Origin of the sequence: Tenuifilum sp. 4138str (assembly GCF_041102575.1) — a bacterium.
Classification (GTDB): Bacteria; Bacteroidota; Bacteroidia; order Bacteroidales; family Tenuifilaceae; genus Tenuifilum; species Tenuifilum osseticum.
In genome coordinates, this window is the sequence record NZ_JBGCUE010000006.1 from 16336 (window position 1) to 28698 (window position 12363).

Sequence of the window (12363 nt, forward strand, 5' to 3'; positions counted from 1 at the left end):
GATTAATTTGATTAATATCCGTTATTCTGAGTTAAATTTGGATTCAGTTGCATTTGGGCAGCCGGTATTGGGTAATGCTCATGCTTTCCCACCACAAATCCCTTCGATGCAAGTGCGGTTGCTGCCTGATTTGTCCGCACCAGATCAAAATACCTGTCCTCCTCCATGGCCAGTTCGGCACGGCGTTCGTCCCAAATGTCCTGTAGAGTAGCTCCGCTGATACTGGGTAAACCAGCTCTGTTTCGAACCATGTTAACAGCATTATCGGCACTTAAGCCACAGGTTAAGGGAACAGTAGCGCCTTGCACCAATGCCTCGGCATACATCAAAAGGATATCGGAATACCTGATCACCCTGATGTTATGGTCAAAACCATACCCATTGTACACCCATCTATTTTGCGATGAGGGTGTATATACCTTTCCGTTGTAAACAGGGTTGGTGCAACTCATTTTAATGCTGTCGCCTTCCGGTGTTTTAGTTCCCCTGTAAAGCAGTGTAGTTGCGGGTCTTATTATTTCACCACGCGCAGAATAAAAATCGATTAGGTTTTGACTTGGTGTACAGAAACCCCAGCCTTGCATATTGGCAGGTGAGTTTCCGCGCGGCCCCTGTACATACCCATACTCAAGATAAGCAGCATCGCCCGATGACTTTCCAAGTGTAGAACTTTGAATTTCAAAAAGCGATTCCTTTGAATTCTCTCCATCCATGCTAAATACTTCGCGGAAGTTATCGAGAAGTCTGAACCTGCCCGATGCAATAATTTTATCGGTTAGGGACGCTACTGAGTCCCATTCCGATTGGTATAGGTGTACCTTAGCCTTTATTGCCATTGCAGTGTATTTGGATATTCGGCCACCCCATTCCTTGGTGTAACCATCGGGTAGAACAGCAATGGCCTCTTCCAGGTCTTTCTCAATGAAAGCGTATAATTCATTTGTACTAGCCTGACTAAGTGAGGCTAACTGTTCAGAGGAAAGAACTGTGTCTACAATAGGTACTCGCCCAAATAAACGGGTCAGGTTAAAGTATGCGTACGCTCTAATGGCTTTAGCCTCGCCTTGGCATTGAATGGCATAATCGCGATCTGGTTTATTCTGTAAGTTTTGAACGAATAGGGGCATTTGATGAATGGCGTAGTTGGCACCGCTAACTATATCGTAGTAACCAGTCCACAAGGAATTTATAAGACCATTGGTAGGCTGAAAGGTCAGGTTGTCAATATCGCGCATTTCAGGGTTATCTTCAGGTGTACTACCCTTATCGGCATTATCCGAGGCAATTTCAAACGCCCCAATGTAGGGGAAAACATGTGCTCCCCAGTTTCTCAACTTGGCGTAGGCAGCGCTTACTGAAAGAAAAATATTTTCGGACTTGGTGTAATCAATTCCGGTTGTGGGTAAGGTTCCCTCCTGCCGAAAGTCGAGAAAATCTTCACAGTTCCAAAGTAACAGAACCGATGCAAGTGTTATTATGATGTATCTTAATGTTTTCATGGCGCTTAGATTTTGAGTTAAAATATCAGCTTAATGCCCAGTGTATAAATGGCTTGCATGGGGTAAACATTGAAGTCGATACCACTACTGATAGGCGATCCTCCAACTTCAGGGGTAAAACCTTTGTATGTAAAGAATGTGTATGGGCGTTGGGCTGTGAAGAATACCCGAAATTTGGGTACGTAAGGAATTTTATCGGTTGTGTAGCCTATTTGCACATTCTGAATCCGAATGTAAAAGCCATTTTCAACAAAGAAATCGTTAGCTTGCTGAATAAATGAAGAGTTATAGGCTTCAGCCGATGGGTAATCGGTCGATTTATTTGAGGTAGTCCATCGGTTATTGTAAAAATCTTCATCGTAGTTTCCATCGGAAAATACATCCCTGTTCATCCTTTTGGCATTCAAAATTTTGTTGCCATACTGTCCGGTAATGGAAAGGCTTACATCAAATTTTTTGTAGTTTAAACCAAAATCAAACCCCGTAATTAGCCAAGGTATTGCACTACCCCGGTAAACTTTATCATTTTCATCCACAATCTTATCGCCGTTTTGATCCTTATACTTGAAATATCCTTTATCCTTAATGGCCTGACTTACTGGGTCGCGTAAAGCTTCAAGTTCACTCTTGTATACACCGTCAATCTCATACCCGTAGAATGAGCCTATGGGGTGCCCTACAGCAGTTCGGGTTGTGTAGTTCCCCCTTACATAACCACTGGGGATGTACTCCCTACCATTAAGTTCAAGAACCTCGTTATGATTGAATGTAGCGTTGAACGAAATGTTATAGTTAAGATCCTTTGATATCTCGTTTTTGTAGTTCAGCGAAAACTCAACACCCGTATTCAACACTTTTCCATTATTACCTAAAAGTTCAGCAATACCACCTCCTGTGGCAATGGGAGCATAAAACACTACATTGTTGGTAACGCGTCGGTAATAATCGAGTTCACCCGATAATTTTTGATTTTTAAGGGTAAAGTCAATCCCCATATCCAGTTCTGTAACAGTTTCCCATTTCAAGTAATTCTGCAAAACAGTTTGAGCACCCATGCCATCCACCAAATTATCGCCAAACACTCCTGAACTTCCAACGCCAGTTTGACCAAGAATCATCGAGGAGTTGGCGGGTATATTATCATTGCCAAGCATCCCCCAGCTTAAGCGTAGCTTCAGGTTGGCAAACTTTTCATTAATTCTACTAAAGTTTTCCTGGGTGATATTCCATGCAATACCCAATGAGGGAAAATAACCCCATTTTTGTTGATATTTTGAACTTGCATCGGCACGGAACGTAAGGGTTACAAGATATTTATCATTGTGGTTCAGAGTACTCCGCGTAAAAAACGAAAGTCCGTTGTACCTTGCTGCAGCGTCGTAAGCATTACGGTCGCGGAATGAGCCATTAATAAGGTATTTCGATTGATCATCATATCCGGGAACGCTATTGGCATAGCCCGAAAGGGTTTCCCATTTCTCCATTCTGACTGAATGCCCTAGGAGTATGGAGTATGATGTTTTTCCAGCACTATTCTTATAGGTTAACAGGTTATCAATAATTTGTTTGGAGGCGCCTCCAAATGTTTTTGTCAAGCTTGATTTGGTTACTCCCTGCGAGCCACCAACATAGAACTGAGGAGTATAGCTGCGTTGGTTCCAGTTATCTTGATCCTGATTGTAGGCTGCACGGTAGGTTAGTTTATCTTTAATAATATCGAGTTCAGCATATATACTGAAAACCTCTTTATGTCCTTTTTCAAAGTTATCGACATAGTAAGCAGCCGCAACAGGATTCCCGTACTGGTTACCAAATCCATATTTTTGCGGAGCACCAAACTTTACAGGGTAGGCATCGCTGTTTGCTGGGTCATAAACTGAGTAAACAGGTGGGTTAACATATGCCCCAAAAAAAGCTCCAGTATTTGGGTTGAACCTGGAGTAATTGGATATAATGGTATTAATGCCAATTTTTAAGTTTTTATTTACTTGCTGGTCAAGTCTTCCCCTGATGTTATAGCGCTGGTAATTGTTCTGGGCATCCATAATACCGTTCTGGTATATATAGTTTCCCCCAATTGAGTATGAAGTCTTATCGGTTGATCCAGAAATGTCCAGGTTATGATTATTCATACCAGCTGGGCGAACAAGTTCCTGATACCAATCGGTGCTGGTAGGGTAATCGGCAGGATTTTTGGGAACATAACCCGGGATATTCTCATTTGCCTCGTTAAGGAGAGTAATATATTGATCCTTTGAGGCCATTTTAAGGATGTTTACTGGAACTTGGAATCCAACGTAGCTATCGTAGCTTACAGTAGGTATACCCGTTTTGCCTTTCCTGGTGGTAACAATAATTACACCGTTTGCGGCTCTAACACCGTAAATAGCAGCGGCCGAGGCATCTTTGAGCACTGTAAGATCTTCCACATCGCTCGAGCTTAAAAAGTCGATGTTGTCAACAAAAACTCCATCTACCACGTAAAGGGGTTTTGCATAATCGCCAATTGAGCCAACTCCCCTTATTTTTACTGTAGCTCCGCTACCTGGTTCACCGCTGTTAATAATTTGAACACCGGAAACTTTGCCTTGCAAGGCATTCATTGGGTTCGATGCAACCTGTTTTGATAGCTCGTTACCTTTAACTGTCACAATTGGGGCAGTAAGGTCCTTGGCTTTCTGGGTTCCATAGCCAACCACAACAACTTCCTGAAGTTGAGTTGACTTCAATTTTAGAGTAACATCTATTACCTTCTGATTTGTAATTTCTACCTCTGTATCCTCAAATCCTACAAATGAGAACACTAAGATCTTATCGCCGGGGAGCACCTCAATTTGGTAGTTTCCTTCCAAATCGGTATTGGTACCCCGGGTTGTGCCTTTAACAGTAACGTTTGCACCGGGAAGTTTTTCGCCTGTATCGCCCGCCTTTACAGTTCCTTTAATTAATTGCTGTGCAAATGATGAACTGAAAAGTAGAACAAGCAAGAAAGTTCCCGCTATGCGTATTAAAGTTTTTGGTTTGGTTTGAGTTAGGCTGTGCATAGCTTTTTGTTTTTTGAACAATTCGTTTAAAACGTTTGCGCAATCAAAATTATATTGTGGGTTAGCTAAAGTCCACTATTTAACATCATCATTAATTACGGGGGTCGAAAATCAACCCAGGATTCCGTTGCTCAATACTACATCACTTCAAATCAAAGGATTTTTAAATAATTGGTAAACAAATAAATACAACAGAATGTTTTGTAAAATTTTTAAAGTATGATTTGAAGAAATTAACCTAATAATTTCACTCAAGTGCCATGATTTAACAAATTAAACAGGACTAATAAAACGGAAAGCCTGAAGCATAAATAGAGGAATGAGTCGGAATAGATGAAATATAATGGGGTAAGAGGAAGTTAGAGGAAAGGGAAACAGATAAATCTAATATATTGTTAGAACAATTGAAAAATTGAAATGAAACAAAGCGGAGCCCTACTAAAACTTAAGTATGAAGTCGTTAAGATTTTCGTTAGTGTCGAGCCCTAATCGTTTTCTTAATCGGTACCTTCGTTCCTCTACCCCACGGATACTAATGTTAAGCAGGGGTGCAATTTCTTTTGACGATAGATTCATGCGAAGGTATGCGCAAAGCCGCAAGTCGCTTGGTGTAAGCGATGGGTAATTCTCTTTTAATCGTCTAAAGAAGTTTTGATGGGCCTGATCGAATAGTTTTTCAAAGATTTCCCAGTCGTGATCGCTTTCAATGTCTTGGGTAATTAACCTGCTTATTTTGCTGTAGTACTTATTTGGGATTCGGTACCCCAGTTCGTTCTTTAGGCCTTCAAGTTCTTGGGCAATATCCTGTAAGAGTTGGTTTTTGCGGACAATTGCCATTGTGCTCAACGCCAATTGCGAGTTTTTATTTTCGATATCGGCTTGCAACTTTTCGTTCTGAAGTTTTATGATAATCTTTTCTTTTTCTTCCTTTTCCTTGTTAATTTTCTCAAGTTCAAGTTTACGTTTCTCTTCGTAATGCTTTTTCACTTTCTTTTTATACCTTGCTCTTGTGTACGCTGTAATTGCAAAACCAAGAAGAATGTAAAAACCAATTGCCTTCCATGATGCGTAAAGGGGAGGTAAAACCTTTATCGTAACGGTGGCGTTTGGGGTAATATGACCCTTTGAATCTAGTGTTCTAACCTTGAACCTGTACGTACCGGGCGAAAGTCGTTTGTAGTCAATTGATGTATTTGGGGTCCACTCGCTCCATTCCCGGTCAACACCATCAAGCATATACTGGTAGAAGTGTTTAACACCAATAATATCCTTTGAAGTAAATGAGAATGAAACGTTATTTTTTCGCCATGGGATTGTGAGTTCGTTATTTCTATTTAAGCGGGGGTGGTTTTTTACATTTTGTTCGCCGTTCCAAATTACAACCTCTGTAATAATTGGAGGGTGAATGTCGATAGGAATTCTATCGAACATTTTTAAGTTAAGAATGGAGAAACCATTATCTAAGCAAATAATTTGAAGGCTATCATTAAGGCTAACAATATTTTCGTATCCATCAACCATTTCAATATTGTAGGCTTGGGGCAATATTCTATACTTAAGTTTAGCTTCACCGTAGCGTATTTCAAATAAACCCCATTCATCATCTTTTATAAACCAGTAATGGTTTGCTGGGAGCGAAATTATTGCTTTACATTTTTCAAAACCCTGCAGCTGGTAATTGATTTCGTTAAAGGGTATGAACTGCTCGGAAATATCGTCCCATCTTAAAATATTTTTTTGGGTTGGTACTACTATTCTGTTTTCAATTTTATATATTCTGTTTGTGTTGATATTCAGATTGTTTTTTATTCCTATGGTATCAATTTTCACAATTTCTGAAAGATCGTTACTGATTTGAGCACGATAAATTCCTGTAACTGTGTGGCCTAGCCACAAGTAGTTTTGAAAATCGATCTGCAAAAAGCGTGTAGGCGATGAGTATGTGGGTATTATTTTATTTACCCTGAGCGAACCATTCTCGTATGAGTAAGTAACTAAATTTCTGTAGGTGCTTTGAATGAATAAACTAGGTTCTATGCCAAATCGTTCAAGATTATAACCGCCTGAAATGTAGCATACTTTGTTCAGATTGCCATTGGAATATGAGTAGGTACCATTATTTAAACCAAAGTAAAGCTTGTTACCAATTTGCTTGGTAAACCAACATTGACCTTGAGTTCCGTCAATCACACCCTGGTTCTCAAATCCGCCCCTTGGGTTGAAAGAGTAGGTATATACTCCTTGGTTTGTTGCAAGGAATAGTTTATTCTGTGAAAGGGCTCCAGAGTAGCACGCAAAGCTTTCCTTTTCATTAACATATGTGCTAATTGGTGAGTTAAAGGCCACGTAGCTTATACCCTTGTCTTTTCCTAACCAAAGATTTCCAATTGAGTCGAATTGCATGGAGAGGATTGTATTGTTATGAATTAGCTTCGAGTCGATGTGATGTAATAGTTTCCCCTTGTTATCAAAAATAAAAACACCTTCAAGTATTGTACCTATGGCAAGTTTACTTCCTTCGCTTAGGGCAATGTTTGGATTTGATTTTATAAGTTGAATATCAATGGAGGTTTTCCATGGAGTGAAAGCGTTTCCATCAAACCTAAAAATTCCCATTGTTGAAGTGAGAAAAAGCGTATCGCTATTAAGCACCACAACCGATTTAACCTCAGTGTTTTTGAAAATTTCACTCCCTTTAATCTGTTTGAGGCCTAGTGTATCAACACGGTAAATTGGTCCGTTAATGGCTTGAGTGAAAATATTTTCACCGGCTTGCATTAGCAGAAGAACTGAGAAATCCAGGGGTATTTTACCAATTCTATCCTTTGACAGGTAAAAAATTGTTCCAAAGCTTTGAAAGAAAATAATATCCTTGATAGCTACAATACGCCAGAACTCCTCATTGTGTATACTAGATCTAAAAGGCTTAGCAAGCGAAAAGTAATTGCCAACACTATTGTTCAATATTTCATAGTAGCCAAAATCCTCAAAGCTTCCCGTGTAAATTCTATTTTTAGCTGTCAAAACAGAGCGTATTGTTGTATTGTTTGGATGAGGTTTAATCTTCCAACTAGCACCATCAAAGCAAAGCAGTCCATTATTGTTACCAAACAGAATATGATTTTGCATGCCAAGGCAGATAGACCAGTTCTGATTTCCTGCCCGATATTCCTTTTTCTCAAAGTTATTTATAAGAAGCGAACTTTGACAGTAAGTATAACTACTTAATGTCAGCAAAATATTTACTATCAGGAAACTAAGCTGACGGTTCAAGGCTTTTACTATTAGGTTGTGGTAATCCTTGAACAAATATATCAAATTTCGTCAAATATTCAACCACTATTCCGCTATTACCCCAGAGCCAATCAGCTCATCGTCAATGTACCATGCTGCAAATTGACCTGCTGTTATTCCTCGTTGAGGGGTATCAAAAATCAGGTAGTAGGCGTTATCGGTGTGGTATAGGGTTGCTTTCTGCAGAGGTTGGCGGTATCGTATTCGAGCCAGAACCTGCAACGATTGCCCTGTGGGCAATGCTAAATCGGGGCGCACCCAATGAACCTCGTTGGGGCTCATGGAAAGTCCTGAGCGGTATAGCCCCGGGTGGCTTTGCCCCATACCAACGTAAACAATGTTATTCTCAATATCAGTAACTATAACAAATAGGGGTTCGGCCTTACCTCCAACATTCAAGCCTTTCCTCTGACCAATAGTAAAAAAGTGAGCGCCCTGATGCTCGCCAACTACCTTACCATCGGAAAGCTTATAGGTGTATGGTTTTGAGAGCGATGCTAAATCGGTACTATTAATACTCGGCAACTGGGTGTAAAACTCGGCAGGTATTTCAACTATTTTCCCCTTTTTAGCTTTAAGCTTTTGTTGCAGGAACACTGGCAAATCAACCTTCCCTACAAAGCATATTCCCTGCGAATCCTTCCGCTCTGCCGTTGCAAGGCCAAGTTCAGCTGCAATTTTCCTAACCTCGGGCTTATGCAAATGACCAATCGGAAAGAGCGCTTTACTCAGCTGTTGCTGGTTTAGCTGGCACAGAAAGTAGCTTTGATCCTTATTGGGATCAACTCCGGCAAGTAAGCGGTAAAGAGTAGTGTTATCTTTTGTGATAGTTTCTTTTCTGCAGTAATGCCCGGTTGCCACATACTTTGCACCAAGTTTTAAGGCTGCTTCCATAAAAGCATCAAACTTTATTTCTCTGTTGCAAAGTACATCGGGGTTTGGTGTGCGACCCTTGGAATACTCGCTGAACATGTAATCTACTACTCGCTGGCGGTACTGGTCGCTGAGGTCAACAAACTCAAAAGGGATATTAAGTTTACGGGCAACCATCTCAGCAAATTGTTTATCATCGTCAAAAGGGCAATCGCCCTTAAGTACACCCGTGGTATCGTGCCAGTTTTTCATGAACATCCCAATAACCTCATAGCCTTGCTGCTTTAATAGGTAAGCAGCAACGCTTGAATCTACACCACCCGAAAGGCCTACTACAACTCTTTCCATTTCCTTAGTTTAGTGCTGCAAATTTAACAATTACTATTTTTTAGTCAGATTTTTATGTAAGTAATAGGAATAAATTCTTCAATTTCATAAATTTAATGGATTAAATTTTAAGCCTATCATTTAATGCGTTTTACAATAGTTTTATCTCTACTCAGCCTGTCGGTTGTGTCGTTTGCACAGCGATACAATATTGAAATCATTGGTCTAAAAACTGGTTTACTGCATTCCTTGGTTACTGGTATTGATCAGGATACCCAGGGGAAAGTATGGTTGTCTACCGGAGGAGGGCTTTGTAACTACAATGGATTTGAGTTTAAATACCTGACTACAAGGGACGGGCTCAACTATACCCGCTTAACCGATGTTACTGTTGATGCCGAAGGCAATATCTGGGCAAGCTCATCGTTGGGATTAAACATGGTTAGGGGTAATAGAATTTTAACAATTCCCAAAGATACAATTGGCGAAGTAGCCTCACTTGGCAAATCAAGTAATGGGGTTTGGGTTTTAAGCAATAGGGGTGTGTTCAGGGTTGCTTTTAGCAAGGAAAAATTTGATATTATTCAGTACTCACTACCGGTCAACTTAAACGTTGCCTTAAGTCCTATCTTTCAGGACAGGCCTTTAACCGATTTTGTTTTTCAATCCACTTTAAGCAATGTATATGTAGGGCATAAGGGAACTCTTTACAAGTTAAGTAACGATTCCTTCAGCCCTTTAACGTTTGAACCCTCGGTTTATGTTAATGCATGTAGTGAAAATGCAAATGGCGATGTTTTTGTAGCTACCAGTGATGGGCTATATAGGCTAGTTGATGATAAACCTGTAAAAGTAAATCACCCGTATGCCAGCAGGATCGATATATTAAAGTTTGTTTGTATTGGCAGTAAGATATGGTGTAACGGAAAGCTTAAAGGGTCTGACGAGGTTTCAATCCATGCTTTTGACCTTGAAGATGAAAGTTTTAACCGAAAGTTAGGTGTTAAGAATGGCCTGCCCGATATCCCCTCAAAGCTATATGTTGACCATGAACATAACATTTGGATTTTAACTAATAATGGCATAGCAATCCTAAAAGGTGAAGCATTTACCTGCCTTACTACCAACGATGGTTTAATTGGCAATAAAATATGGGGGATTTGCAGGGTAAGTGATGGTACTTTATGGGCAGGAACCATCGGTGAGGGTTTATCAGTTATTAGCCCAACCAGGATTTACCAGTATTCCACTAAAAATGGACTTCCTGATAACTATGTTGGTAAGATATTCGAATCGTCCAGCAGGAAAATTTATGTTGGCACAAGCAATGCCGGGTTAAACCTTGCAACTTATGTAAATTCCACTTTAGGCTATTCCTTTAATAGGCTTCCATTGCTTCCAAATGATAGGGTTAGAATTGATGATATAGCCGAGGACCGGCAAAAAAGGATTTGGGTTGCCACATCTAAGGGCTTGTTTTATGCAAATGATGGAATTCATTTCAACCATTTCCCCCTTTTTGATGGCGATACAGGAGGCGTTTTTGTCCAAAAGTTACAGATAGATACTTTAAGAAAGCGAATGTGGGTAGGAACTCGGTTCAACGGTATTTTCTTTATTGAAAACGACAAACCCTTTAAGTTTACTGGTATCGATAAAAACGCTGAAATATCAACAATAACACAAGATTTTAAAGGTGACATATGGTTTGGAACCCGGAATAGCGGGGTTTTTCATTATGATGGTTCAAACATAAAGCAGATTAAGGAGACCGATGGTGTTTCATCAAATCTGATTTATGTACTCTATGCCGAAAGCGATTACCTTTGGATTGGAACCAACCTGGGATTGGATAGGCTTAGCCTCGCTGAGTATAGCAAGGGCAAAATAGATTTGAGGCATTATGGCTCTAGCGAGGGTTTACCCGATTTAGAAATCAACCTAAATGGCGTGTTAGCCGATGGAGATGATGGCTTTTGGATAGCCACAAACGGCGGACTTGCCCATTACCAGAAGAGCCTCGATAAAATTAATAACATTCCCCCAAAGGTGAGCATTACCAATCTACTCCTACGCTCGCAACCCACCCCTTGGGCCGATTATGCCTCTGACATTGATGAGCTCACCGGACTCCCTTCCCAGCTAAAACTTAGTTACTGGCAAAACCATTTAACCTTTGAATTTGCGGGTGTTAGCTTTAAAAACCCACAGGGCGTAAAGTATGCCTGGTTTTTGGAAGGATTGGATAACAGTTGGATTGAGAGCAAGAACCGGCAGGCGGTTTATAGTAACCTACAGCCCGGAAAAACTTATCGTTTACACCTGAAAGCAGCCAATAGCGATGGCATTTGGTCGGGCGAGGTTGTATCGATGCCAATATATATTGCTCCCCCGTTCTGGGCAACATGGTGGTTTAGGCTTTTATCAATCATTGCCATTGGGTTGTTAATTTACTGGTATGTGAATCGTAGGATACAATATTTAAAGGAAAGGCAAGAGGAACTTGAAGCTATGGTTGAACAGCGCACCGTGGAACTCAGGAAACAACTCGATATTGTTGATGATAAGAACAGGCAGATAATGGATAGTATTATGTATGCAAAGTTTTTGCAAACATCAATGTTGCCTAGTGTAGATGATTTTAAGAAATATTTTAACGATGCCTTTATCTTTTACCGTCCTAAGGACTTTGTTAGTGGCGATTTTTACTGGTTTTGCCACCATAAAAACTTATCGGTTTTTGCTGTGGCCGATTGTACAGGGCATGGTGTTCCCGGTGCCATTGTTAGTGTTATTTGCGAGAATGCTCTTAGGAATGCAGTAAGGGAATGTGATTATCAAAATCCTGCACAAATTCTCACCATTACCAACGCTCACGTTGTTGAGTTCTTTACCCAATCTCAAAAAAGCATTCACGATGGTATGGAGATAGCCCTGGCTATTTTCAACCACCAAACTTTTGAGTTAGATTTTTGCGGAGCTAAGCTACCCCTATACTACATAAGCGGAGGGGAAGTGGTAAAGTTAAAACCTGATATCTACCGTATAGGGTGGGATACTGAAAGGGTAGTTTACAATAATCAACGGGTAAAACTTTCAAAGAACGATCTGATTTTTGCATTCACCGATGGTTTTTGCGATCAGTTTGGGGCTGAAACGGGACAAAAATTCTCTTCGGCACGTCTTAAGAGTTTACTGGTTGAGAACAACCAGCAACCGCATACATACATTGAGCAGTTGCTATCCATTACCTTTGATCAATGGCGAGGTTTTAGTGAGCAAACTGACGATGTTTTAGTTATGGGAATCAAGGTTTAATAATGCCT

General features: G+C 40.4%; 5 protein-coding genes. 1 reads left to right on the forward strand and 4 read right to left on the reverse strand.

Translation table 11 applies throughout. From position 1 onward, the window contains the following. Positions 1 to 11: 11 nt before the first annotated feature. From AB6811_RS07165 to mnmA, 4 genes are all read right to left on the reverse strand, one after another. Positions 12 to 1499 carry a RagB/SusD family nutrient uptake outer membrane protein gene (locus AB6811_RS07165; RefSeq protein WP_369489765.1) on the reverse strand — a complete coding sequence of 496 codons (1488 nt, stop codon included), beginning with the start codon at positions 1497 to 1499 and terminating at the stop codon, positions 12 to 14. Positions 1500 to 1516: 17 nt separating this feature from the next. Continuing rightward, positions 1517 to 4543 (reverse strand): SusC/RagA family TonB-linked outer membrane protein, encoded by a 3027-nt coding sequence (locus AB6811_RS07170; protein WP_369489766.1) that lies wholly within the window; start codon positions 4541 to 4543, stop codon positions 1517 to 1519. A 438-nt stretch (positions 4544 to 4981) separates the two neighbouring features. Continuing rightward, on the reverse strand, positions 4982 to 7852 hold the full coding sequence (locus AB6811_RS07175; protein ID WP_369489767.1) for a triple tyrosine motif-containing protein: 2871 nt from the start codon (positions 7850 to 7852) through the stop codon (positions 4982 to 4984). Positions 7853 to 7882: 30 nt separating this feature from the next. Continuing rightward, positions 7883 to 9058, reverse strand: a complete 1176-nt coding sequence (gene mnmA, locus AB6811_RS07180) for a tRNA 2-thiouridine(34) synthase MnmA (RefSeq protein WP_369489768.1) — start codon at positions 9056 to 9058, stop codon at positions 7883 to 7885. A 123-nt stretch (positions 9059 to 9181) separates the two neighbouring features. Here mnmA and AB6811_RS07185 point away from each other — a divergent pair, with 123 nt between their 5' ends. Further along, positions 9182 to 12355, forward strand: a complete 3174-nt coding sequence (locus AB6811_RS07185; RefSeq protein WP_369489769.1) for a two-component regulator propeller domain-containing protein — start codon at positions 9182 to 9184, stop codon at positions 12353 to 12355. Positions 12356 to 12363: the final 8 nt, after the last annotated feature.